This window comes from Streptomyces noursei, assembly GCF_001646665.1.
GTDB lineage: Bacteria > Actinomycetota > Actinomycetes > Streptomycetales > Streptomycetaceae > Streptomyces > Streptomyces lavendulocolor.
The window spans coordinates 17,522-41,163 of record NZ_LWBU01000366.1; the positions used below are offsets into that span (position 1 = coordinate 17,522).

Genomic DNA, 23,642 nt, shown 5'->3' on the forward strand with positions numbered 1-23,642 from the left:
CCCATGCCCCGTACGCCCCTGATGCGCGCCCTGCGCGACATCGCCGCCCACCGCGCCGCCGCCGACCGGCTCGGCATGCCCGTCGCCGCCGTCCGGGAATCCACCCGCCGCGACCTGCTCCGCCGCGCCGCCGCCCTCGGTCTCGCCGCCGGAGCCGGCACGGCGGTGGCGGCCCGCCCGGCGAAGGCGCACGCCGCGACCGCCCCGCGCGTCGCCGTCGTCGGCGCCGGGATCGCCGGCCTGACCGCCGCCCTCACCCTGAAGGACGCGGGCCTGAACTGCACCCTGTACGAGGCGAACCCGACCCGGGTCGGCGGCCGGATGTGGACGCAGCGCGACCACTGGGCGTACGGACAGACCTCCGAGATCGGCGGTGAGCTGATCGACACCAGCCACAAGAAGATCCTGGAACTGTGCCGCCGCTTCGGCCTGCCCGTCGAGGACTTCCTCGGCGGCGGCCCCACCGGCGCCGAGGAGGTCCTCTGGTTCGGCGGCACCTACTACCCGCGCCACCAGGCCGACGAGGACTTCAAGGCCGTCTTCCAGCAGCTCCACCGGGACCTTCAGGAAGCCGGCGAGGTGAAGTGGAACCAGAGCACGCCCCACGGCACCGCCCTGGACACCATGTCGATATACGAGTGGATCGAGAGCCGGGTCCCCGGCGGACACTCCTCACCCCTCGGGCAGTTCATCGACGTCGCGTACAACGTCGAGTACGGGGCCGACACCACCGAGCAGTCGTCGCTCGCCCTGGTCCTGCTGATGGGCTACCAGACCAATCCGGGCCACTTCAACGTCTGGGGCCAGTCCAACGAGCGCTACCACATCACCGGCGGCAACGATCAACTGCCGAACGCCATCGCCGGGTCACTGCCCCCCGGCACGCTCCGCATGGGCTGGTCCCTCACCGCGCTGCGCGCGAACGCCGACGGCACCCAGACGCTCACCTTCACCGAGGGCGGCTCCACCCGCACGGTCACCGCCGACCACACCGTGCTGTGCGTCCCGCTGCCCGTCCTCCAGCGGCTCGACCTCGGCCGGGCGGGCTTCGACCCGCTCATGAGGAACCTGCTGCGCGACGCGCGCATGGGTCACTGCACCAAGCTCAACCTGCAGTGCGGCACCCGCCCCTGGCGCGGCACCGGCCCCTGGCCGGGCGTCTCGGCCGGCGACTGCTTCACCGACACCGACGTCCAGCAGACCTGGGACACCACCAAGATCCAGCCGGGCACCGGCGGCATCCTCATCCAGTACAACGGCGGCACCCTCGCCAGGAACCTCGCCCCCGCCGGGCCGTTCGCCACCGAGTCCGACCCGTACGTCCGCGACCTCGCCGCCCGCCGGCTGCGCGGCGTCGACGCGTTCTTCCCCGGCACCTCCCGGGCGTTCACCGGCCGCGCCCAGCTGTCCGCCTGGCACCTCGACCCGCACACGCTCGGCGCGTACTCGATGTGGCCGGTCGGCTACCTGCACCGGTACGCCGGCTACGAGGGCACCGCCCAGGGCAACGTCCACATCGGCGGCGAGCACTGCTCCTACGACTTCCAGGGCTTCATGGAGGGCGGCGCGACCGAAGGGGAGCGCGCCGCCCGGGAGGTGATCGCCGCCTGTTAGCCGGCCGGAACGGCGCTCAGCCGCCGTACGCGCCCGAGGCGGTCAGCCGCAGTGCCGTGTCGATCAGCGGCACGTGGCTGAACGCCTGCGGGAAGTTGCCGACCTGGCGCTGCAGGCGCGGATCCCACTCCTCCGCCAGCAGCCCCAGGTCGTTGCGGAGCCCCAGCAGCTTCTCGAAGAGCTTGCGCGCCTCGTCGACCCGGCCGATCATCGCCAGGTCGTCCGCCATCCAGAACGAACAGGCCAGGAACGCGCCCTCGTCACCGGGCAGGCCGTCCACGCCCTCGTCCGCGCCCTCGGTGGGGTAGCGGAGGATGAAGCCGTCCTCCGTGGACAGCTCCCGCTGGATCGCCTCGATGGTGCCGATGACCCGCTTGTCGTCCGGCGGCAGGAAGCCCACCTGCGGGATCAGCAGCAGCGAGGCGTCCAGTTCCTTGGAGCCGTACGACTGCGTGAAGGTGTTGCGCTCCGGGTCGTAGCCCTTCTCGCACACGTCCCGGTGGATGGTGTCGCGCAGCTCGGTCCACTTGTCCAGCGGGCCGTCCGCGTCCCCGGACTCGATCAGCTTGATCGTGCGGTCCACCGCGACCCAGGCCATCACCTTGGAGTGCACGAAGTGGCGGCGCGGGCCGCGCACCTCCCAGATGCCCTCGTCGGGCTGGTCCCAGTGGTCCTCCAGGTACCGGATCAGCTTCAGCTGGAGCAGCGAGGCGTAGTCGTTGCGGGACAGCCCCGTCATGTGCGCCAGGTGCAGGGCCTCGGTGACCTCGCCGTACACGTCCAGCTGGAGCTGGTTGGCGGCGCCGTTGCCGACCCGGACCGGGGCGGAGTTCTCGTACCCCGGCAGCCAGTCCAGCTCGGCCTCGCCGAGCTCCCGCTCACCGGCGATGCCGTACATGATCTGGAGGTTCTCCGGGTCGCCGGCGACCGCGCGCAGCAGCCACTCGCGCCAGGCGCGGGCCTCCTCGCGGTAGCCGGTGCGCAGCAGCGAGGAGAGGGTGATCGCCGCGTCGCGCAGCCAGGTGTAGCGGTAGTCCCAGTTCCGCACGCCGCCGATGTCCTCGGGCAGGGAGGTGGTGGGCGCGGCGACGATGCCGCCCGTGGGGGCGTACGTCAGCGCCTTCAGCGTGATCAGGGAGCGGACCACGGCCTCCCGGTACGGGCCCCGGTAGGTGCAGTGCTCGACCCACTCGCGCCAGAACTCGGAGGTGGCCTCCAGGGCGCCCAGCGGGTCCGCCAGCGGCGGCGGCGCGTGGTGCGAGGGCTGCCAGCTGATGGTGAAGGCGACCCGGTCGCCCTCCTTGACGGTGAAGTCCGAGTACGTCGTCAGGTCCTCGCCGTGCGTCTCGACCTCGGTGTCCAGCCAGATGGAGTCCGGGCCGGCCACCGCGACGGTCCGGCCGTCGACCTGGTGCACCCAGGGCACCACGCGGCCGTAGGAGAACCGCATCCGCAGCGCGGACCGCATCCGCACCCGGCCCTTGACGCCCTCCACGATCCGCACCAGCTGCGGGGCGCCGTCACGCGGCGGCATGAAGTCGGTCACGCGCACCGTGCCCCGGCCGGGCGTGTCCCACTCCGATTCCAGGATCAGCGAGTCACCGACGTACCGGCGCCGGTCGGCCACGGGCGGCTCGGCCTCGTCGGCGTGCGCCGGCCCGATCCGCCAGAAACCGTGTTCCTCGGTCCCGAGGAGTCCTGCGAAGACGGCGTGCGAATCGAAGCGGGGCAGGCACAGCCAGTCGGCCGTGCCGTCCCGGCAGACCAGGGCGGCGGTCTGCATGTCTCCGATGAGTGCGTAGTCCTCGATGCGCCCGGCCACGTGCAATCTCCAGTCGAACGGCAACGTTCGCCCCCGTGGGGCGCTTACTGGGGTCAAGGTCAAGGATCGCCGACGAGCGGATGTTCCCGTTTTTCGGGCGGGGGTGGTGCCGTTGTGGGGGCCCGGCTCGGCAGCGGATGTCCGAGCAGGATACGACGCCCCCCGGCCCTCCGTGTGATCGTCCTGGTAGAGCTGTTGAGCAGAACGAGTGACCCTCCTCTCCTCACCCGAAACCCCCGGCCCATGCGTGTGCCCGGGGTGTCCGCGCGTGCGCGCTCCGTGCACCCGCCGGGCGGCGGGGCGCGCCACGGCCGGGAGCGTGTGCGGCCGGAAGCGGCGGCCCCGGGTCGCTGATACCCTGGTAGCCCGTGGACCGGTGGGCGCCGCACCTCGAATCGGCGGCCCCCGAACCGCAGCGACGGCACCCCCGGAACCCTCCGGACGGACGCCGGAACGCACCTCCAGAACGCGACCACGGGAGCCCCCTCTTGGCCATGCCGCCCAAATCCACGACGACCAAGCACATCTTCGTCACCGGGGGTGTCGCGTCCTCCCTCGGCAAGGGCCTGACCGCCTCCAGCCTGGGTGCGCTCCTCAAGGCCCGGGGCCTTCGGGTCACGATGCAGAAGCTCGACCCGTACCTCAACGTCGACCCGGGCACCATGAACCCGTTCCAGCACGGTGAGGTGTTCGTCACCAACGACGGCGCCGAGACCGACCTGGACATCGGCCACTACGAGCGGTTCCTCGACGTCGACCTCGACGGCTCGGCCAACGTCACCACGGGCCAGGTCTACAGCCAGGTCATCGCCAAGGAGCGGCGCGGCGAGTACCTCGGCGACACCGTCCAGGTCATCCCGCACATCACCAACGAGATCAAGCACCGCATCCGGCGCATGGCGGCCGACGACGTCGACGTGGTCATCACGGAGGTCGGCGGTACGGTCGGCGACATCGAGTCGCTGCCGTTCCTGGAGACCGTCCGCCAGGTCCGCCACGAGGTCGGCCGCGACAACGTCTTCGTCGTGCACATCTCGCTGCTGCCCTACATCGGCCCGTCCGGCGAGCTGAAGACCAAGCCGACCCAGCACTCGGTCGCCGCCCTGCGGAACATCGGCATCCAGCCCGACGCCATCGTGCTGCGCGCCGACCGCGACGTACCGACCGCGATCAAGCGCAAGATCTCGCTGATGTGCGACGTCGACGAGGCGGCCGTGGTCGCGGCCATCGACGCCAAGTCGATCTACGACATCCCCAAGGTGCTGCACACCGAGGGCCTGGACGCGTACGTGGTGCGCAAGCTGGACCTGCCCTTCCGCGACGTCGACTGGACGACGTGGGACGACCTGCTGGACCGCGTCCACAACCCCGACCACGAGGTCACGGTCGCCCTCGTCGGCAAGTACATCGACCTGCCCGACGCCTACCTGTCGGTGACCGAGGCCATGCGCGCCGGCGGCTTCGCCAACAAGGCCCGAGTCAAGGTCAAGTGGGTCACCTCCGACGACTGCAAGACGCAGGCGGGCGCGGCCAAGCAGCTCGGCGACGTCGACGCGATCGTCATCCCCGGCGGCTTCGGCGAGCGCGGCGTCAACGGCAAGGTCGGCGCCATCCAGTACGCCCGTGAGAACAAGATCCCGCTGCTGGGCCTGTGCCTTGGCCTCCAGTGCATCGTGGTCGAGGCCGCGCGGAACCTGGCCGGCATCGCCGACGCCAACTCCACCGAGTTCGACCCGGCCACCTCCCACCCCGTCATCTCGACGATGGAGGAGCAGCTGGCGTACGTCGAGGGCGCCGGCGACCTGGGCGGAACGATGCGCCTGGGCCTGTACCCGGCGAAGCTCGCCGAGGGTTCCATCGTCCGCGAGGTCTACGGCGACCAGCCGTACGTCGACGAGCGCCACCGCCACCGCTACGAGGTGAACAACGCCTACCGCGCCGAGCTGGAGAAGAAGGCGGGCATCGTCTTCTCCGGCACCTCCCCGGACAACAAGCTCGTCGAGTACGTGGAGTACCCGCGCGAGGTGCACCCCTACCTGGTCGCCACCCAGGCGCACCCGGAGCTGCGCTCCCGCCCGACCCGGCCGCACCCGCTCTTCGCGGGCCTGGTGAAGGCGGCTGTGGAGCGCAAGACGGGCAAGTGACGCGCTAGCGATACGGTTGACCGGGGTACGGGCCTGATCAGGGCTTGTGCCCCGGTTTTCTGTGTACGTGGTGTACGAGGGAGGACGTCTTCATGACCATCAAGGACACGCCCGAGGAGTGGCAGGTCACCGCGACCACCGTGCCGTTCCGGGGCAACAAGACGAGTGTCCGCACCGACGACGTGGTCATGCCGGACGGGACCGTCGTGCGCCGCGACTACCAGGTCCACCCCGGCTCGGTCGCGGTCCTGGCCCTCGACGACGAGGACCGGGTCCTGGTGCTGCGCCAGTACCGCCACCCGGTGCGGCACAAACTGTGGGAGATCCCGGCCGGCCTGCTGGACGTGCCCGGCGAGAACCCGCTGAACGCGGCGGTGCGCGAGCTGTACGAGGAGGCGCACGTCAAGGCGGAGACGTGGCACGTCCTCACGGACGTGTACACCACGCCCGGCGGCTGCGACGAGGCCGTACGGGTCTTCCTGGCGCGCGGGCTGTCGGCGGCGGAGGGCGAGCGCTTCGAGGTCGCCGAGGAGGAGGCCGACATGGAACTGGCCCGGGTGCCGCTCGACGAGCTGGCGCGGGGGGTCCTGGCGGGCGAGCTGCACAACACCTGCCTGGTGGTGGGTGTCCTGTCGGTCCTCGCCGCGCGGGCGGGCGACGGCCTCGACGCCCTCCGGCCGGCCGAGGCGCCCTGGCCGGCCCGCCCGTTCGAGGCGTAGGGACGCGGAAGGCCCCGGCGGGTGCGCCGGGTGGGCCGTTCGGACAGGGATCCGAACGGCCCGGCGGTGTGACGATCGGTTGATCCGATCGGGGGACTCGTCCGCCGTGCTCGGCCGGGCGGGGCACGGTGGCTGAACTACGCTCGGATCGCCCGTCTGGGGACCCGGCGGGATCAGCACGTGCGCAGCGGACGGGAGCGTGGCCCGTGACGGATCAGGCGGTGGACTTCGGCGGCGCGGGCGGTGCGGACCGGTCCGGTGCGCGGCCCGGGGGCCGTCGGTTCTACGGGCGGGCGCGCGAGCTCAAGGAGCTGCGGGCCGACATCGCCCGCGCCGGGCTCGACACCCTGGCCGGGCGGCCCTCCCCCCGTGCCCGGGTGCTGCTCGTCGCCGGGCGGCCCGGCAGCGGCCGCACCGCGCTCGCCGAGGAACTCGTCGGCGACCTCGCCCGGGGCTACCGCGACGGCGTCCTGCGCGCCCGCCTCACCGAGCCCGGCGGGGAGCCGGTGCCGGTCGAGCGCGCCGCCCGCGGCCTGCTCGACCGCCTCGGCGTCCCCGCACCCGCCGGCGCGGCGGAGGACGAGCTGACCCAGCTGCTGCGGGAGGCCTGCGCCGAGCGCCGCGTCCTGCTCCTGCTGGACGACGCCGCGGGCGCCGAGCAGGTCGACGCGCTGCTCCCCGACAACCCCGACTGCCTGGTCGTGGCCGTCGCACAGGGCCCGCTCACCGGCATCCCCGGCGTACGGCCGTGCACGGTCGGCGGGCTGGACGCCAAGTCCGCCATCGAACTGCTCGACGGCTACACCGGCTCGGTGCGCATCACCGTCGACCCGCAGGCCGCCGAGACGCTCACCGAGCTGTGCGGCGGCCAGCCCGCCGCACTCGTGCTGGCCGGCGGCTGGCTCGCCGCCCGGCCCATGGCGTCCGTCGCCGACCTGACCAAGCGGCTGCGCGCCCTGACCGACGAGCCCGAGCGCCCGGTCGCCGCCCGCCCGCTGGCCCGCGCGTTCCGCGTGGCGTACGAGGCGCTGCCCGCCTCCGCCGCCCGCACCCTGCGCCTGCTGGCCCTGGCCCCGGTCGGCATCGCCGACGCCCACACCGCCTCCGCGCTGGCCGGCTGCTCGGTCTCCGCCGCCCGCTCGGCGCTGGAGGGCTTCGCCGCCGCCGGCTTCCTGCACGAGGCGGACGACGAGCAGTACGAGGTGCCCGGCTGCCTGATGCCCCTGCTGCGGGAGCTGCTGGAGACCGAGGACCGGCCCGCCGAGGTGCAGCTGGCCCGCGCGAGGATGCTGGAGCGCACCGTGCGGCTGCTCCACTCCTGCCGCGCGGTCACCGAGCCGGAGGGCTCGCCCGCCCGGCGCAAGCTGGCCGGGCTGCCCCGGGCGCTGCGCTTCACCGGCCCGGAGGCCGCCGCCGCGTGGCTGCGCAGCCGGCAGCCCGCGCTGCTGGCCGCCGCCCGGGTCGCCGTCGCCGACGGGGAGCTGGACACCCTCGCCCGCCGCCTGGTCGCCGCCCTCGTCCGGGCGCTCGCCGCGCACCGGGGCGCCGAGAACGCCGCGCCCGAGCTGTACGGGCTGCACCAGCTGGTCCTGGACGTCGCGGAGCGGCGGGGGCTGCACCGCGAGCGGGCCGCCGCCCTGCTGAACCTCGCCGACCTGGACGCCCGCACCGGCCGGACCGCCGACGCGCTGGTCCGCTACCGGGCCGCGCTGGACGCCGGACGGCTGGCGAACGATCCGTACGCGATCAGCCGCGCGATGGAATCCGTAGGCGGTGCCCACCAGGAGCTGGGGGACTGGCAGCGGGCCGCCGACTGGTACGGGCGGGCGCTGTCGCAGCGTCTCGCCCGCGACGAGCGGGCCGATCAGGCGCGGCTGTACGGCCGGCTCGGTGCCGTCCACAGTTACGAGGGCCGGTACGGCGAGGCGCTGCGGAACTGGCGGGCCGCCGCGGCCGGATATCGCCGCCTCGGCGATCTCGCGGGCCACGCGCGGGCGTTGAGCGAGGCCGCCCGGGTCCAGGAGTACGCGGGACGGCCGCAGGAGTCGCTGCGCACCTGCGAGGAGGCCGTCGAGTGGGCCCGCCGGGCCAAGGACGTGCGGCTTCTCGCGGCGCTCCAGCTGCGGCTGGCGGACACGCTGGACCGGCTCGGCGACCCCGCGGCGGCGCGGCTGCACCGGGCCGCAGCCGACCAGCTGCTGGGAACCGGGCGTTCCACCGCCCAGCCTGCCTGCGAAATCCGCAGCGCTTCAGCCAAAGATTAATGCTTTGCAAGGCTAGACAACGGCAGACCCTTCAATAGACTGGGTGAGCCGCGATTGACCGCGGTCTATCCCGGTGTGTCCTGTGCATCCGGGTATGTATTGCATTGCCCCCGTACCCCCAAAGCCAAGGACCGTGATCGACGTGAAGGTCGGCATCCCCCGCGAGGTCAAGAACAACGAGTTCCGGGTGGCCATCACCCCCGCCGGTGTGCACGAGCTCGTGCGCAACGGGCACCAGGTCTTCGTCGAGCAGCACGCCGGTGTCGGCTCCTCGATCACGGACGACGAGTACGTGGCGGCGGGCGCGCAGATCCTGCCGACCGCCGACGAGGTGTGGGCCACCGCGGACCTGCTGCTCAAGGTCAAGGAGCCGATCGCGGAGGAGTACCACCGCCTCCGCAAGGACCAGACCCTCTTCACCTACCTGCACCTCGCCGCCTCCCGCGAGTGCACGGACGCCCTGATCGAGTCCGGCACCACCGCCATCGCGTACGAGACGGTCGAGACCGCCAACCGCGCGCTGCCGCTGCTCGCCCCGATGTCCGAGGTCGCGGGCCGGCTGGCCCCGCAGGTCGGCGCCTACCACCTGATGCGCGCGGCCGGCGGCCGCGGCGTCCTGCCCGGCGGCGTCCCCGGCGTGATCCCGGCCAAGGCCGTCGTCATCGGCGGTGGCGTCTCCGGCTGGAACGCCGCGCAGATCGCCATCGGCATGGGCTTCGACGTGACCCTGCTCGACCGGGACATCAACAAGCTGCGCGAGGCCGACAAGATCTTCGGCACGAAGGTCAAGGCCGTCATGTCCAACTCCTTCGAGCTGGAGAAGGCCGTCCTCGAGGCCGACCTCGTCATCGGCGCGGTGCTCATCCCGGGCGCCAAGGCCCCGAAGCTGGTCACCAACGAGCTGGTCTCCCGGATGAAGCCCGGAAGTGTCCTTGTCGACATCGCGATCGACCAGGGCGGCTGCTTCGAGGACTCGCGTCCCACCACGCACGCCGAGCCGACGTTCCCCGTCCACAACTCGGTCTTCTACTGCGTCGCCAACATGCCGGGCGCGGTGCCGAACACCTCCACCTACGCGCTGACCAACGCCACGCTGCCCTACATCGTGTCGCTGGCCAACAACGGCTGGGTCGAGGCGCTGCGCCGCGACGCCGCGCTCGCCAAGGGCCTCAACACCCATGACGGCAAGGTCGTCTACAAGGAGGTCGCCGAGGCCCACGGCCTGGAGCACACCGACCTGACCTCGCTCATCGGCTGACCGTCAACGGTTGCCGTCAACCTCACACATCCGGCCGGACCTTGCGCGACGAGGTCCGGCCGGACGTGTGTCCGGCCGTCCCTGACGCTCGCTCAAGTCGTCTCGAACGTAACCCTTTAACCGTTTCGCACACCCGGAACACGTGCCGATGGATGGCCGTGCGCCCTTGACACGGGACTGTTTCTTTGCCGACACATCGGCCCGCGTCCGGGCGATTGTGTTGCTGCGGAGCGGTGACACGCCATAGAGTCGCAAACCGTCGGCATGGTGCCACGCTGACCTATCGATAAGTTTCCTGGTCACATCCAAGGAGGTAAGACGACTTGTGAATGAGTCGACATTTACTCCTGGGGGTGGTCAGCCGGGAACGGTCGGCGACGCCGGCTCGGTCGCTGTCCGAACCTTCGCGGGCGGCCAGCAGCACAGGACGACAGCCCACACGATGAAGATGATGGACGGCCAACACGTGAACGCCATGGCCGGCAACGAGAGTGGCCGAGAGTCCACCCACTTCGCCGCCTACGACGAAGTCCCCGAGGGGCACTTCTACGACCCTGACGCCGAGTACGAGCCCGATCCGGAGTACGCGGCCACCCTCGCCCCCGACGCTGCCCGCCAGCGCCGCGAGCGGATCGGCCCCACCGGACGGCCCCTGCCGTACTTCCCGATCCCGGGACCGCTGACCGACCACGGTCCCGCGAAGATCATCGCGATGTGCAACCAGAAGGGCGGCGTCGGCAAGACGACGTCGACCATCAACCTGGGTGCCGCGCTCGCGGAGTACGGACGCCGGGTCCTGCTCGTCGACTTCGACCCGCAGGGAGCCCTGTCGGTCGGCCTCGGCGTGAACCCGATGGAGCTCGACCTCACCGTCTACAACCTGCTCATGGAGCGGGGCATGTCGGCCGACGAGGTCCTCCTGAAGACCGCCGTGCCCAACATGGACCTGCTGCCCAGCAATATCGATTTGTCAGCCGCCGAAGTGCAGTTGGTCAGCGAGGTCGCGCGCGAGTCGACCCTCCAGCGGGCGCTCAAGCCGCTGCTGAACGACTACGACTACATCGTGATCGACTGTCAGCCCTCGCTCGGCCTGCTCACCGTGAACGCGCTGACGGCGGCCCACAAGGTGATAGTGCCGCTGGAGTGCGAGTTCTTCGCGCTGCGCGGTGTCGCGCTGCTCACCGAGACCATCGAGAAGGTCCAGGAGCGGCTCAACCCGGAGCTGGAGCTCGACGGCATCCTCGCCACGATGTACGACTCGCGCACGGTGCACAGCCGGGAGGTGCTCGCGCGTGTCGTCGAGGCCTTCGACGACCACGTGTACCACACGGTGATCGGCCGGACCGTGCGCTTCCCGGAGACCACGGTCGCGGGCGAGCCGATCACCACGTACGCCTCGAACTCGGTCGGTGCGGCCGCCTACCGCCAGCTCGCCAGGGAGGTGCTCGCCCGGTGTCACGCCGAGTGAGTCTGCCCGGTGCCGACGAGCTGTTCCGTACGACAGGGGGCATGGCGCTGCAGTCGTCGACCCCGCGCCGCCAGAACGGCGAGCCGCGGGTGCCGGCGCCGGCGGGCGAGAGCGACCCGGGGGCGGCGGTGCCCGCCCCCGCCCAGGCCCCCGAGGAGCACGCGGCCGCCGAGGCGGACACCGCGGACTCCCGCAGCCGCGAGGCGGAGCCGCCCGCGAAGACGGCCCAGGCCGCCGCGTCCGGTGCCACCGCGTCCGGTGCTCCGGCCGGCGCGCCGGCCCGGCGCCGGGGCCGCGCGGCGAACCGGCGCCCCAGCGGGCGCGAGCGGCACGACGAGAAGATCACGGTGTACGTTTCCGCCGAGGAACTGATGGACCTGGAGCACGCGCGCCTGGTCCTGCGCGGCGAGCACGGCCTCGCCGTCGACCGCGGGCGCATCGTCCGCGAGGCGGTCGCCGTGGTGCTGGCCGATCTGGAGTCGCGGGGCGACGCGAGCATCCTCGTGCGGCGCCTGCGCGGGCGCTGACGGTAGCCTGCGCGGGCCGCCGCCCGTTCCCCGTCTCGCCCCAGGACCACGATGCCCCCGACCGACGCTCCCTCGCCCCGCCGCCGCGCCCTCGGCCGTGGCCCGGGGGCCGCCCGGCCGGAGGCACCCCTCCCCGCGGCGCCCCAGGAGCCCGCGGAGCTCCAGGAGGCCCAGGAGCTTCACGGGGCCCAGGAGCTCCACGAGGCCCCGGCACCCGCCCCGCCGTACCCGGCAGGTCCCCCGGCGCCGGACGAGCCCCCGCAGGCCCCGGCACCCGCCCCGTCCACGCCTGAGGCACCGCAGGAGCCCGCCGCAGCACCCCCGGCGCCGCACCCGCCCGGTGAGCCCGCGGACGCCGCGACCGCCGCGGACGCGGACGCGGACGCCGCGACCGCCGGGACCGCCCGGGACGCCGGTGGGGCCGGGGGAGCGCCCGCCGGGTCCGACGGGCGGTTCACCGTCCGGCTGGCGAACTTCGAGGGACCGTTCGACCTGCTGCTCCAGCTGATCTCCAAGCACAAGCTGGACGTCACCGAGGTCGCCCTGTCGAAGGTCACCGACGAGTTCATGGCGCACATCCGCGCCATGGGGCCGGACTGGGACCTCGACCAGACCACCGAGTTCCTCGTCGTCGCCGCCACGCTGCTCGACCTCAAGGCGGCCCGGCTGCTGCCCGCCGCCGAGGTGGAGGACGAGGCGGACCTCGCGCTGCTGGAGGCGCGTGACCTGCTCTTCGCCCGGCTGCTGCAGTACCGCGCGTACAAGCAGGTCGCCGACATCTTCGCCGAGCGGCTGGAGAGCGAGGGGCGGCGCCACCCCCGCACCGTCGGACTGGAGCCGCACCACGCCGAGCTGCTGCCCGACGTCGTCATCAGCATCGGCGCCGAGGGGTTCGCCGGGCTGGCCGTCAAGGCCATGCGGCCCAGGGCCGAGCCGCAGGTGTACGTCGAGCACATCCACGCCCCGCTGGTCAGCGTCCGCGAGCAGGCCGCGGTGGTGGTGGCCCGGCTGCGGGAGCGCGGTGAGGCGACCTTCCGGGAGCTGGCCGGGGACGCCCCGGACACGCTCACCGTCGTGGCCCGGTTCCTGGCCCTGCTGGAGCTGTACCGGGAGAAGGCCGTCGCCCTCGACCAGGAGGAGGCGCTGGACGAGCTGACCGTGAGGTGGACCGGCGCGCAGGACGTGACCGTGACGGACGAGTTCGACCAGGAGGAATCGTGATGGAGCTGAAGCCGGCCCTGGAGGCCGTCCTCATGGTCGTGGACGAGCCGGCCACCGAGGAGCACCTCGCCAAGGTGCTGGACCGTCCCCGGCGGGAGGTCGCCGACGCGCTGCGCGAGCTGGCCGACGAGTACGAGGTGCAGAGGCGCGGCTTCGAGCTGCGGCTCGTGGCCGGCGGCTGGCGGTTCTACACGCGGCCCGAGTACGCGGCGGCCGTCGAGAGCTTCGTCCTCGACGGGCAGCAGGCCCGGCTCACCCAGGCCGCGCTGGAGACGCTCGCGGTGGTCGCGTACCGCCAGCCGGTGAGCCGGTCGAGGGTCTCGGCGGTGCGCGGAGTGAACTGCGACGGCGTCATGCGCACGCTCCTGCAACGGGGTCTTGTCGAGGAGGCGGGCGCGGAACCCGAAACAGGTGCGATCCTGTACAGGACGACGAACTACTTCCTGGAGCGGATGGGCCTGCGCGGCCTGGACGAACTCCCCGAGCTCGCGCCCTTCCTCCCCGAGGCGGACGCGATCGAGGCCGAGACGCAGGAAGGGGTCCCGTCGTTCGATCCGGACGCTCCGGATTCCGAGCACGCAGACGACAAGACGGAACTTTGATGCGAAGCAGCAGCGGCAGGAACAGCAGCGGAAACAACGGCGGGAGCCGTGGTGGCAACAGCGGCGGCCGCGGCAGCAGCGGCGGCCGCGGCAATTACCGGGGTGCCGGTAACAGCCGCGACGACCGCCAGGGCCCCAAGGGCGGGAGCAACCCGCGCCGCCCCCGCCCCGAGGAGCGCAGCTACGACGTGGGCGCCCCCGGCGAGGGCGGTCCCAAGCGCGGGCGTGGCGCGGCGGCCAGGGGCGGCGCCAAGGGCGGCCCCCGTCAGTCCCCCCAGCGCGGTGGCGGCCGCACGATGCCGGCGCGTCCGCGCGAGCTGGACGCCCGGATCGAGGAGCGCAACCGCGAGCGGTACGCGAACAAGCCCGAGATCAAGACGCCCAAGACGTTCGGCGACCAGGAGGGTGAGCGCCTGCAGAAGGTGCTCGCGCGGGCCGGCGTGGGCTCGCGCAGGGCGTGCGAGGAGCTGATCGACGCCGGCCGGGTCGAGGTCAACGGCAAGATCGTCATCGAGCAGGGCACGCGCGTCGACCCGGAGAACGACGAGATCAAGGTCGACGGCCTGACCGTGGCGACCCAGTCGTACCTCTTCTTCGCCCTGAACAAGCCCGCCGGTGTCGTCTCCACCATGGAGGACCCCGACGGCCGCCAGTGCCTGGGCGACTACGTCACCAACCGCGAGACCCGGCTCTTCCACGTCGGGCGTCTCGACACCGAGACCGAGGGCATCATCCTGCTCACCAACCACGGTGAGCTGGCCCACCGCCTCACGCACCCCAAGTACGGCGTGAAGAAGACCTACCTGGCCGCCATCACCGGCCCGCTCCCGCGCGAGGTGGGCAAGCGGCTCAAGGAGGGCATCCAGCTGGAGGACGGCTACGCCCGCGCCGACCACTTCCGGGTGGTCGAGCAGACCGGCAAGAACTACCTGGTCGAGGTGCAGCTCCACGAGGGCCGCAAGCACATCGTGCGCCGCATGCTCGCCGAGGCCGGGTTCCCGGTCGAGAAGCTGGTGCGGACCGCGTTCGGCCCGATCCAGCTCGGCGACCAGAAGTCCGGCTGGCTGCGCCGCCTGACAAACACCGAGGTGGGCATGCTGATGAAGGAAGTCGGTCTGTAACCGTCCGAACCCGTACGAAAGCCCGCGGCCTGCGGAAGGCTGCGGGCTTTCGCGCTTGTGGGGCACCCCCCGGCGCCTTTATAGTCAAGGTGACTCTTAAAGGGGGATGGCGTGCACGTCGCCGACAGAACCGTCTTCACCGCCTCCGCCGCGCCCGGCCGGCGGACCTGGACCCACGGGGGTGGACCAGGCCCGGACGCCCGCGCGGCGGGGGCGGTGGGGACCCGCGCCGCGGGAGGGCCGGCATGACCGCCCCCCGCCCCGGAGCGCGGCGGCCCGACGGATACGACCCGCACGCCTTCGAGCCCTTCGCCGTCACCGTGGACCTCGCCGTCTTCACCGTCCGCGACGAACGGCTCCACGTGCTCCTGGTCCGGCGGGGACAGGAGCCCTACCGGGGAGCGTGGGCCCTGCCCGGGGGCTTCGTCCTGCCCCGGGAGTCCGCCGGGCAGGCCGCCCGCCGCGAACTCGCCGAGGAGACCGGCCTGTCCGGCACCACCGTCGCCCGCCTGCACCTGGAACAGCTCCGCACCTACAGCGACCCCGACCGCGACCCCCGGATGCGGGTCGTCTCCGTCGCGTACACCGCCCTGGTGCCGGACCTCCCGGAGCCCAGGGGCGGCGGCGACGCGGAGCACGCCCAGTGGCTGCCGTACGGCTCGTACGGGCCGCTCGCCTTCGACCACGACACGATCCTCGCCGACGCCCACGAGCGCGTCGGCGCCAAGCTCGAGTACACCTGCCTCGCCACCGCCTTCTGCCCGCCCGAGTTCACCCTCGGCGAGCTGCGGCAGGTGTACGAGACGGTCTGGGGCGTCGAGCTCGACCGCCCCAACTTCCGGCGCAAGGTCCTCGCCACACCCGGCTTCGTCCAGGCCGTGGAAGGGCCGCCGCGCCTCACCGGCGGACGGGGGAAACCGGCCGCTCTGTACCGGGCGGGACAGGCCACGGCCCTGCACCCGCCACTGCTGCGACCGGAGGGACGGCAGGAATGATCACCGCGAGGACCATCACCAAGCAGGCGGCCACCGGGTCGCTCGTCGGGCTGGCGCTCGGCGACGCGCTGGGCTTCCCGACCGAGTTCAAGGACGTCCCGTCCATCCTCGCCACGCACGGCCCGTGGCGCGAGATGGCCCTGCCCAGGCCCGCGATCGTCACCGACGACACCCAGATGACCCTCGCGGTCGCCCGTGCCGTCCGCACGGCGCTCGCCCGCGGCTCACTCGCCCCGCTCCGGCTCGCCCGCCCGCTGCGCGAGGAGTTCGTCGACTGGTACCACTCGCCGGAGAACGACCGCGCCCCCGGCCGCACCTGCCTCGTCGCCTGCCAGAAGCTCGACAGCGGCGGCGGCCGGCCCTGGCAGCAGGCCAGCCAGATCGGCTCCAAGGGCTGCGGCGCCAACATGCGGGTCGCCCCCGTCGGGCTCGTCCCGGGACTCAGCCAGGAACAGCGCGCCGGCGCCGCCCAGCTCCAGGCCGCCCTCACGCACGGCCACCCCACCGCGCTGGCCGCCTCCGACCTCACCGCGCAGGCCGTGCACCTGCTGTCGCGGGGCGCCGAACCGCTCGGCCTGGTCGGGCGCCTGCGGTCGTACGCGTACGACAACCGCTCCCGCTACCACGAGCAGTGGCTCGGCGACCTGTGGACGTACTCCCACGACGCGACGCCCCAGGCGTTCATCCAGCGGGGCTGGGACGAGTGCGCCGAGGCCCTGGCCACCCTCGACACCGCTCTGCGCACCGCCGACCCCGAGACCGACCCGTGCCTGCTCACGGGCGACGGCTGGATCGCCGAGGAGGCGCTCACCGGCGCCCTGCTCTGCTTCCTGCTCTTCCCCGAGGACCCCGTCACCGCCATCCGCCGCGCCGCCTGCACCAAGGGCGACTCCGACTCCATCGCCTGCCTGGCGGGCGCCTTCGCCGGGGCCCATCTGGGTGCCGGGGCGTGGCCGAAGGAGTGGGCGGACCGCATCGAGTACGGCAGCGAGCTGCTCACCCTGGGGGCCCTCTGGGACGCTTAGGGCCATGACCGAACTCCTGGAGCTTCCCGACCTGGCCTCCGTCGTCGCCGAACAGCCCGACCGGCTGCTGTTCGCCACCGTCTCCGGCGCGCACCTGTACGGCTTCCCGTCCCGCGACTCCGACGTGGACGTCCGCGGGGTGCACCTGCTGCCGGTGGACGCGCTGATCGGGCTGCGCGAGCCCGAGGAGACCAGGTCCCGGATGTGGGAGCGGGACGGCGTCGAGATGGACCTGGTCACGCACGACCTGCGCAAGTTCGTGCGGCTCATGCTGCGGCGCAACGGCTACGTCCTGGAGCAGCTGCTGTCGCCGCTGGTCGCCCACACCACCGACGCGCACGGCGAGCTGGCCGCCCTCGCGCCCGGTGTGCTCACCACCCACCACGCCCACCACTACCGCGGATTCGCCGCCACCCAGTGGCGGCTGTTCGAGAAGAGCGGCGAGCTGAAGCCGCTGCTCTACACCTTCCGCGTGCTCCTCACCGGCATCCACCTGATGCGCACCGGCGAGGTGGTGGCCCACCTGCCGACCCTCCTCGGGTCCGTGCCGGCGCCCGAGTACGTCGCCGAGCTGATCGCCGCCAAGGCCGACGCCGAGCACGGACCCGCCACCGGCGTGGACGCCGAGCGGGTACGGGCCGACGTCGAGGCGCTGCACACCGTCCTGGACGAGGCGCAGGCGGCGTCGGCGCTACCCGACGCCCCCGCGCCCGCCGCCCACGACGCCCTCCACGACTTCGTCGTCCGGGTCCGCCTGGAGGGCTGACGCCCGCCGCGTGCGGAACAGGAAGTCCTCCACCGCCCGCCGGTCCGGCCCGGGCGGGAGGGGGGAGCGGGAGACCGCCGCGTCGGCCTCGCCGGCGAGGCGGGCCATCCACGCCTCGACCCGCGCCCAGGGCACCTCGCCCCGCTTGACCGCCAGGAGCCGCTCGCGCTCGTCGCCCACGCCGACCACCAGCTCCCCGGTGCGCAGCAGGTCGCGGCAGCTCGTCAGCAGCCGCAGCAGGTGCATGGCGTGCTTCCAGCGGGGCGCGCCGTGCAGCCGGACGTCGGCGTCGAGCTTCTTGCGCTGCCCGGCCGCGTACCGGACGAACGTCCGGTGGGCCTCGCGGGAGAGGAACGCCCGGCGCAGGGCCAGCAGCTCCCGCCCCGTGTCGTCGACGTGCTCGACGAGGGGCGAGTGCAGGCACTCCAGGATGTTGGGGTTGGCCCGCAGGGCCAGCTCGCAGAACCGTTCCAGCTCCCAGCTGAACTGCTCCTGCGCGGGGCCCTCCACATGCGTGGGCGGCTTGTCGAAACGCCACTGGAGCGCGGTGGGGGCGAGGAACACCCCCCGGCGGTCGGTGTCGCTGTCGTCGGTGGCCAGCCCGAAGGCGCGCGACCCCATGACACAGGAGTAGATCGTGTGGTCGCGCACCAGCTCATGAGGGGTCGGCATGCGCCAGACCCTATGCCAGGCGGATGCTGTCCCCCGTCACGGTGATCTGCTCCGCGGGCAGCGGCCGGGTCGCCGGGCCGCGCGCCACCGAGCCGTCCGCGACACGGAAGCGGCTGCCGTGGCAGGCGCAGTTGATCGTGCCGTCCTCCACCGTGGCGACGACGCACCCCTGGTGGGTGCAGACCGCGGAGAACGCCTTGAACTCCCCGTCCTGCGGCTGCGTCACCACGACCTTCCGCTCCTTGAAGATCTTCCCGCCGCCGGAGGGGATGTCCGCCGTCCGCGCCAGCTCGCCGGCCGCGGGCGCCGAGGCGGAGGCGGAGTCCGTCGGGTCCGGGGGAGTCCCCGGTGCGGTCGGTGCCGGGCTGGCGGTGGCCGCCGGGGTGTCGCCGCCGTCGTCACCGCACCCGGCGACCAGGGCGGCGGTGGCGGAGGCGGCGGTCACGAGGACGGCCCGGCGGGGGGTGGGGGGTGCGCTCATGCGCGGCATCCTGGCGCCGCACGCCCCGGGCGCGAAGCCACCGCGCTGCCGGTTACCCCCAGGGGACGAGCCCCGTGACGCGGCCGGCCGCATCACGGCGCACCTCCCGCACGCCCGTGACGGCGGCCCGGTCGAGCGGACCGTACACGTGCGGGAAGAGCCGGCCTCCCGCGTCCTCCCAGCGGACCTCCGCCGTGAGCAGCGTCTCGTCGAGGTCCACCAGCAGCAGCGGCCCCGGCACCCCCCGGTAGTGGGCCTCGGCGACGGCCAGCGCCGTCTCCTCGTCGGGCGAGCAGTGCACGAACCCCTCGGAGGCCAGCGAGGCCGGGCGGTAGGGGACCTCCGGATCGGCCCACTCGGCGGCCGGTGCGATGTGGAGCAGCATGCGCACAGTCTGCCCCGCCGTTCTGCATGCCGGACGGATCGGGCGGCGGCCGCCGGGCTGACTAGGCTGAACGACAGCACAGCGGCACCAGGCGAAGGAGCGGGACGTGGCGGTACGAGCGGTCCGAGGGGCCGTCCAGCTGGAGCGGGACGACGCCGGGCACATGCGGGACCAGGTCGGCGAGCTGCTCACCGCCGTACTGGAACGCAACGGCCTCGTCCCCGACGACCTGATCAGCGTCTGGTTCACCGCCACGCCCGACCTGCGCAGCGACTTCCCCGCCGCGGCGGTGCGCGAGCTGGGCATCGTGGACGTGCCGCTCATCTGCGCGCAGGAACTGGACGTCGCCGGCGCGATGCCCCGCGTCGTACGCCTGCTCGCCCACATCGAGACCGACCTCCCCAAGTCCGCCGTCGCGCACGTCTACCTCGGCGCCGCGGCCGCCCTCCGCAAGGACATCGCCCAGTGAGAACCGCCGTCGTCATCGGAACCGGGCTGATCGGCACCTCGGCCGCCCTCGCGCTCGCCGCGCGCGGCATCCGCGTCCACCTCGCCGACCACGACCCCTCCCGGGCCCGCACCGCCGCCGCGCGCGGGGCCGGCACCGAGGAGCCGCCCGAGGGCCCCGTGGACCTCGCGATCGTCGCCGTGCCGCCCGCGTACGTCGCCGCCACCCTCGCCGACGCCATGCGCGGCGGGATCGCCCGCGGCTACCTCGACGTCGCCAGCGTCAAGGGCGGACCCAAGCGGGAACTGGAGGCGATGGGCCTCGACCTGTCCGGGTACATCGGTACGCACCCGATGTCCGGCAAGGAGCGGTCCGGTCCGCTGGCCGCCACGGCCGACCTGTTCGAGGGCCGCCCGTGGGTGCTGACCCCGACCAGGGACACCGACACCGAGGTGCTGAACCTCGCCCTGGAGCTGGTCGCCCTGTGCCGGGCGGTCCCGGTCGTCATGGACGCGGACGCGCACGACCGGGCCGTCGCGCTGGTGTCGCACACCCCGCAGCTGGTGTCGTCGATGGTCGCCGCACGGCTCGCCGACGCCGACGAGACGGCGGTACGGCTCTGCGGACAGGGCATCCGCGACGTCACCCGCATCGCCGCCTCCGACCCGCGCATGTGGGTCGAGATCCTGTCGGCCAACCCCGGCCCCGTCGCGGACGTCCTCGCCGGGGTGGCGGCCGACCTCGGCGAGACCGTCCGGGCGCTGCGGTCCCTCCAGTCCGCCGACGAGGACAAGCGCCGCGACGGCGCCACCGGCGTCGAGGACGTCCTGCGCCGCGGCAACGCCGGCCGCGCCCGCGTCCCCGGCAAGCACGGCGGCGGCCCGGTCGCCTACGAGACGGTCGCCGTCCTCCTCAGCGACCAGCCGGGCGAGCTGGCCCGCATCTTCGCCGACGCCGGCCGCGCGGGCGTCAACATCGAGGACGTCCGCATCGAGCACGCCACCGGCCAGCAGGCGGGTCTCATCCAACTGATGGTCGAGCCGGCGTCCGCCCCGGTCCTGGCGGCCGCCCTGCGGGAGCGGGGCTGGGCACTGCGGCAGTAGGGGCGCGCGGGGCCGGCGGGGCGGCCGGGGGAGGGGCGTAGCCCGAATGGGTGCAAGGGGTGGCGGCGGCAGTCGGTAACCTTGTGCAGGGCCCCTTGCCAACCGGCCGGCCCGCTCCCGCGTACCAGGAAGGTCTCCGACACCGTGGAATCCGTGATCGTCGCCATCGACGGGCCCTCCGGCACGGGCAAGTCGAGCACCTCCAAGGCGGTCGCCGCCAAGCTGGGGCTCAGCTACCTGGACACCGGCGCGCAGTACCGGGCGATCACCTGGTGGATGATCACCAACGGTGTGGACGTCGACGACGCCGACGCCGTGGCCTCCGCCGCCGGGAAGCCCACCATCGTCTCCGGGACCGACCCGTCCCACCCGACGATCACCGTCGACGGCGTGGACGCCGCCGGCCCCATCCGCACCCAGGAGGTCACCTCCAAGGTCAGCGCCGTCAGCGCCGTCCCCGAGGTGCGGGAGCGGATCACCGAGCTCCAGCGGTCCATCGCCGCGAGCGCCGGGCAGGGCATCGTCGTCGAGGGGCGGGACATCGGCACCACCGTCCTCCCCGACGCCGACCTCAAGATCTTCCTCACCGCCTCGCCCGAGGCCCGCGCCGCCCGCCGCTCCGGCGAGCTCAAGGGCGCCGACGTCCACGCCACCCGCGAGGCACTGATCAAGCGCGACGCGGCCGACTCCAGCCGCAAGACGTCCCCGCTCGCCAAGGCGGACGACGCCGTCGAGGTCGACACCACCGACCTCACCCTCCAGCAGGTCATCGAGTGCGTCGTCACGCTCGTCGAGGAGAAGCGGGCCGCCGCGTGACCCCACCCTCCCCCAAGGGCGCCGCCGTCGGCCGCGGCATCGGCATCGGGCTGATGTACGGGCTGTGGAATCCGCGCGTCCTCGGCGCCTGGCGCGTCCCGGCCGCCGGGCCCGTGATCCTCGCCGTCAACCACGCGCACAACCTCGACGGCCCCATGCTGATGGGCACCGCGCCCCGCCCCGTGCACTTCCTGATCAAAAAAGAGGCCTTCAAGGGGCCTCTGGGCCCGTTCCTGGAAGGCATCGGCCAGGTCAAGGTGGACCGCGGCACACCCGACCGCACCGCCATCACCGGGGCCCTGGACGTACTGACGGCCGGCGGCGTCCTCGGCATCTTCCCCGAGGGCACCCGCGGCGTCGGCGACTTCGCCTCGCTCCGCGCCGGCCTCGCGTACTTCGCCCTGCGCAGCGGCGCGCCCATCGTCCCGGTCGCCGTCCTGGGAAGCACCGACCGCCGCGGACGGTTGATAAAGGCGCTGCCCCCGCTGCGCAGCGGCGTGGACGTCGTCTTCGGCGACGCCTTCCAGGCGGGGGACGGCTCCGGCCGCCGCACCCGCCAGGCGCTGGACGACGCCACCGTACGCATCCAGGAACGGCTCACCGCCCACCTGGAAAACGCCAGGCGCCTCACCGGGCGCTGAGCGAGACTGAGTCTTGAGTAGCGGATCACTCGATACCGCCGATGACGATGATGAACGAGGAACGGACTTCATGAACGACCAGCACGACCACGGGGCACTCGGCGACACCGAGTACACGGAGTTCATGGAGCTCGCCGCCGAAGAGGGCTTCGACGTCGAGGACGTCGAAGGCGCCATCGAGGAGGCCGGGCACGGCCCGCTCCCCGTCCTCGCCGTCGTCGGCCGGCCGAACGTCGGCAAGTCGACCCTGGTGAACCGCATCATCGGCCGGCGTGAGGCCGTCGTCGAGGACAAGCCCGGCGTCACCCGCGACCGCGTCACCTACGAGGCGGAGTGGGCCGGCCGCCGCTTCAAGGTCGTCGACACCGGCGGCTGGGAGCAGGACGTCCTCGGCATCGACGCGTCCGTCGCCGCCCAGGCCGAGTTCGCCATCGAGGCCGCCGACGCGGTCGTCTTCGTCGTGGACGCCACCGTCGGCGCCACCGACACCGACGAGGCCGTCGTCAAGCTGCTGCGCCGCGCCGGCAAGCCCGTCGTGCTGGCCGCCAACAAGGTCGACGGCCCCTCCGGCGAGGCCGACGCCTCCATGCTCTGGTCCCTGGGCCTGGGCGAGCCGTTCCCCGTCTCGGCCCTGCACGGCCGCGGCACCGGCGACCTGCTCGACGAGGTCCTCAAGGCCCTTCCCGAGGCCCCCGAGCAGTCCTTCGGCACCGCCGTCGGCGGCCCGCGCCGCATCGCGCTCATCGGGCGCCCGAACGTCGGCAAGTCGTCCCTGCTCAACAAGATCGCCGGCGAGGAGCGGGTGGTCGTCAACGAGATGGCCGGTACCACCCGCGACCCGGTCGACGAGCTCATCGAGCTCGGCGGGACCACCTGGAAGTTCGTCGACACCGCCGGCATCCGCAAGAAGGTGCACCTCCAGGAGGGCGCGGACTACTACGCCTCGCTGCGCACCGCCGCCGCCGTGGAGAAGGCGGAGGTGGCCGTCGTCCTGATCGACACGACGGACTCCATCTCCGTCCAGGACCAGCGGATCATCACCATGGCCGTCGAGGCGGGTCGCGCCCTCGTCATCGCCTACAACAAGTGGGACGAGCTCGACGAGGAGCGCCGCTACTACCTGGAGCGCGAGATCGAGACCGAGATGCAGCAGGTGGCCTGGGCCCCGCGCGTCAACGTCTCCGCCCTCACCGGCCGCCACATGGACCGGCTCGTCCCCGCGATCGAGACGGCACTGGCCGGCTGGGAGACCCGCGTCCCCACCGGGCGGCTGAACGCCTTCCTCGGCGAGCTGGTCGCGGCCCACCCGCACCCCATCCGGGGCGGCAAGCAGCCCCGCATCCTGTTCGGTACGCAGGCGGGCACCAAGCCGCCGCGGTTCGTGCTGTTCGCCTCGGGCTTCCTGGAGCACGGCTACCGGCGGTTCGTCGAGCGCCGGCTGCGCGAGGAGTTCGGCTTCGAGGGCACCCCGATCCACATCTCGGTACGGGTGCGCGAGAAGCGCGGCCGCAAGAAGTGACGCGCCCGCGCGGCGCATGACGACGGCGGGG

Annotated in this window: 22 protein-coding genes; 18 read left to right on the plus strand and 4 right to left on the minus strand. The window is 73.0% G+C overall.

Annotation, left to right across the window (positions count from 1 at the left end; translation table 11 throughout):
• Window positions 1–3 precede the first annotated feature (3 nt).
• Window positions 4–1,614 carry a flavin monoamine oxidase family protein gene (locus A4V12_RS26940; protein ID WP_064072036.1) on the plus strand — a complete coding sequence of 537 codons (1,611 nt, stop codon included), beginning with the start codon at window positions 4–6 and terminating at the stop codon, window positions 1,612–1,614.
• Window positions 1,615–1,630: 16 nt separating this feature from the next.
• Here the strand turns inward: A4V12_RS26940 and A4V12_RS26945 are convergent, their stop codons facing one another.
• The gene (locus tag A4V12_RS26945) at window positions 1,631–3,436 is read right to left on the minus strand and encodes a glycoside hydrolase family 15 protein (protein ID WP_064072037.1); all 1,806 of its coding nucleotides are present in this window, start codon (window positions 3,434–3,436) and stop codon (window positions 1,631–1,633) included.
• A gap of 494 nt (window positions 3,437–3,930) precedes the next feature.
• Here A4V12_RS26945 and A4V12_RS26950 point away from each other — a divergent pair, with 494 nt between their 5' ends.
• From A4V12_RS26950 to A4V12_RS27005, 12 genes are all read left to right on the plus strand, one after another.
• The gene (locus A4V12_RS26950; RefSeq protein ID WP_064072038.1) at window positions 3,931–5,580 is read left to right on the plus strand and encodes a CTP synthase; all 1,650 of its coding nucleotides are present in this window, start codon (window positions 3,931–3,933) and stop codon (window positions 5,578–5,580) included.
• A 92-nt stretch (window positions 5,581–5,672) separates the two neighbouring features.
• Window positions 5,673–6,299, plus strand: coding sequence for an NUDIX domain-containing protein (locus tag A4V12_RS26955; protein ID WP_064072039.1), 627 nt, complete (start codon window positions 5,673–5,675; stop codon window positions 6,297–6,299).
• Window positions 6,300–6,505: 206 nt separating this feature from the next.
• Window positions 6,506–8,563 carry an AAA family ATPase gene (locus A4V12_RS26960; protein ID WP_064072040.1) on the plus strand — a complete coding sequence of 686 codons (2,058 nt, stop codon included), beginning with the start codon at window positions 6,506–6,508 and terminating at the stop codon, window positions 8,561–8,563.
• A gap of 142 nt (window positions 8,564–8,705) precedes the next feature.
• A complete protein-coding gene (ald, locus tag A4V12_RS26965; protein WP_064072075.1) occupies window positions 8,706–9,821 on the plus strand; it encodes an alanine dehydrogenase in 1,116 nt (371 codons plus the stop codon).
• A 442-nt stretch (window positions 9,822–10,263) separates the two neighbouring features.
• Complete coding sequence (locus A4V12_RS26970) at window positions 10,264–11,289, plus strand: ParA family protein (protein WP_064072041.1); 1,026 nt, start codon at window positions 10,264–10,266, stop codon at window positions 11,287–11,289.
• Complete coding sequence (locus A4V12_RS26975) at window positions 11,286–11,816, plus strand: hypothetical protein (RefSeq protein ID WP_064072042.1); 531 nt, start codon at window positions 11,286–11,288, stop codon at window positions 11,814–11,816. The genes A4V12_RS26970 and A4V12_RS26975 overlap by 4 nt, the downstream gene beginning before the upstream one ends.
• 51 nt (window positions 11,817–11,867) lie before the next feature.
• Window positions 11,868–13,037, plus strand: a complete 1,170-nt coding sequence (locus A4V12_RS26980) for a segregation and condensation protein A (protein WP_064072043.1) — start codon at window positions 11,868–11,870, stop codon at window positions 13,035–13,037.
• Window positions 13,037–13,639: an SMC-Scp complex subunit ScpB gene (scpB, locus tag A4V12_RS26985; RefSeq protein WP_064072044.1), complete on the plus strand. Its 603-nt coding sequence runs from the start codon at window positions 13,037–13,039 to the stop codon at window positions 13,637–13,639. The genes A4V12_RS26980 and scpB overlap by 1 nt, the downstream gene beginning before the upstream one ends.
• Entirely contained in the window at window positions 13,639–14,760 is a 1,122-nt protein-coding gene (locus A4V12_RS26990) for a pseudouridine synthase (RefSeq protein ID WP_064072045.1), read from the plus strand. Before scpB ends, A4V12_RS26990 begins: the two co-directional genes overlap by 1 nt.
• A 245-nt stretch (window positions 14,761–15,005) precedes the next feature.
• A complete protein-coding gene (locus A4V12_RS26995) occupies window positions 15,006–15,755 on the plus strand; it encodes an NUDIX hydrolase (RefSeq protein ID WP_064072046.1) in 750 nt (249 codons plus the stop codon).
• Complete coding sequence (locus tag A4V12_RS27000; protein ID WP_064072047.1) at window positions 15,752–16,780, plus strand: ADP-ribosylglycohydrolase family protein; 1,029 nt, start codon at window positions 15,752–15,754, stop codon at window positions 16,778–16,780. The genes A4V12_RS26995 and A4V12_RS27000 overlap by 4 nt, the downstream gene beginning before the upstream one ends.
• 4 nt (window positions 16,781–16,784) lie before the next feature.
• Entirely contained in the window at window positions 16,785–17,546 is a 762-nt protein-coding gene (locus A4V12_RS27005; protein WP_064072048.1) for a nucleotidyltransferase domain-containing protein, read from the plus strand.
• Here the strand turns inward: A4V12_RS27005 and A4V12_RS27010 are convergent.
• Genes A4V12_RS27010 through A4V12_RS27020 form a run of 3 tightly spaced genes read right to left on the minus strand, consistent with a single transcriptional unit; the run spans window position 17,472 to window position 19,084 of the window.
• Entirely contained in the window at window positions 17,472–18,218 is a 747-nt protein-coding gene (locus A4V12_RS27010) for a nucleotidyltransferase domain-containing protein (protein ID WP_064072049.1), read from the minus strand. The genes A4V12_RS27005 and A4V12_RS27010 overlap by 75 nt on opposite strands.
• Window positions 18,219–18,228: 10 nt before the next feature.
• Window positions 18,229–18,699 (minus strand): Rieske (2Fe-2S) protein, encoded by a 471-nt coding sequence (locus A4V12_RS27015; protein WP_064072050.1) that lies wholly within the window; start codon window positions 18,697–18,699, stop codon window positions 18,229–18,231.
• Window positions 18,700–18,751: 52 nt separating this feature from the next.
• A complete protein-coding gene (locus A4V12_RS27020) occupies window positions 18,752–19,084 on the minus strand; it encodes a DUF952 domain-containing protein (RefSeq protein WP_064072051.1) in 333 nt (110 codons plus the stop codon).
• Between the two features lie 106 nt (window positions 19,085–19,190).
• Here A4V12_RS27020 and aroH point away from each other — a divergent pair, with 106 nt between their 5' ends.
• The 5 genes from aroH (at window position 19,191) to der (ending at window position 23,611) form a co-directional block, all read left to right on the plus strand.
• Window positions 19,191–19,553, plus strand: a complete 363-nt coding sequence (aroH, locus tag A4V12_RS27025; protein ID WP_064072052.1) for a chorismate mutase — start codon at window positions 19,191–19,193, stop codon at window positions 19,551–19,553.
• Window positions 19,550–20,635, plus strand: coding sequence for a prephenate dehydrogenase (locus tag A4V12_RS27030; RefSeq protein WP_064072053.1), 1,086 nt, complete (start codon window positions 19,550–19,552; stop codon window positions 20,633–20,635). Before aroH ends, A4V12_RS27030 begins: the two co-directional genes overlap by 4 nt.
• A 153-nt stretch (window positions 20,636–20,788) precedes the next feature.
• Window positions 20,789–21,451, plus strand: a complete 663-nt coding sequence (cmk, locus tag A4V12_RS27035) for a (d)CMP kinase (protein WP_064072076.1) — start codon at window positions 20,789–20,791, stop codon at window positions 21,449–21,451.
• The gene (locus A4V12_RS27040) at window positions 21,448–22,092 is read left to right on the plus strand and encodes a lysophospholipid acyltransferase family protein (RefSeq protein WP_064072054.1); all 645 of its coding nucleotides are present in this window, start codon (window positions 21,448–21,450) and stop codon (window positions 22,090–22,092) included. The genes cmk and A4V12_RS27040 overlap by 4 nt, the downstream gene beginning before the upstream one ends.
• 70 nt (window positions 22,093–22,162) lie before the next feature.
• Complete coding sequence (der, locus tag A4V12_RS27045) at window positions 22,163–23,611, plus strand: ribosome biogenesis GTPase Der (protein WP_064072055.1); 1,449 nt, start codon at window positions 22,163–22,165, stop codon at window positions 23,609–23,611.
• Window positions 23,612–23,642: the final 31 nt, after the last annotated feature.

Coding starts and splice junctions, on each gene's coding strand:
- A4V12_RS26940 (WP_064072036.1), top strand. CDS start 4: ATGCCCCGTACGCCCCTGATGCGCGCCCTGCGCGACATCGCCGCCCAC.
- A4V12_RS26950 (WP_064072038.1), top strand. CDS start 3,931: ATGCCGCCCAAATCCACGACGACCAAGCACATCTTCGTCACCGGGGGT.
- A4V12_RS26955 (WP_064072039.1), top strand. CDS start 5,673: ATGACCATCAAGGACACGCCCGAGGAGTGGCAGGTCACCGCGACCACC.
- A4V12_RS26970 (WP_064072041.1), top strand. CDS start 10,264: ATGAAGATGATGGACGGCCAACACGTGAACGCCATGGCCGGCAACGAG.
- A4V12_RS26980 (WP_064072043.1), top strand. CDS start 11,868: ATGCCCCCGACCGACGCTCCCTCGCCCCGCCGCCGCGCCCTCGGCCGT.
- scpB (WP_064072044.1), top strand. CDS start 13,037: ATGGAGCTGAAGCCGGCCCTGGAGGCCGTCCTCATGGTCGTGGACGAG.
- A4V12_RS26990 (WP_064072045.1), top strand. CDS start 13,639: ATGCGAAGCAGCAGCGGCAGGAACAGCAGCGGAAACAACGGCGGGAGC.
- A4V12_RS26995 (WP_064072046.1), top strand. CDS start 15,006: ATGACCGCCCCCCGCCCCGGAGCGCGGCGGCCCGACGGATACGACCCG.
- A4V12_RS27000 (WP_064072047.1), top strand. CDS start 15,752: ATGATCACCGCGAGGACCATCACCAAGCAGGCGGCCACCGGGTCGCTC.
- A4V12_RS27005 (WP_064072048.1), top strand. CDS start 16,785: ATGACCGAACTCCTGGAGCTTCCCGACCTGGCCTCCGTCGTCGCCGAA.
- A4V12_RS27010 (WP_064072049.1), bottom strand. CDS start 18,218: ATGCCGACCCCTCATGAGCTGGTGCGCGACCACACGATCTACTCCTGT.
- A4V12_RS27015 (WP_064072050.1), bottom strand. CDS start 18,699: ATGAGCGCACCCCCCACCCCCCGCCGGGCCGTCCTCGTGACCGCCGCC.
- A4V12_RS27020 (WP_064072051.1), bottom strand. CDS start 19,084: ATGCTGCTCCACATCGCACCGGCCGCCGAGTGGGCCGATCCGGAGGTC.
- der (WP_064072055.1), top strand. CDS start 22,163: ATGAACGACCAGCACGACCACGGGGCACTCGGCGACACCGAGTACACG.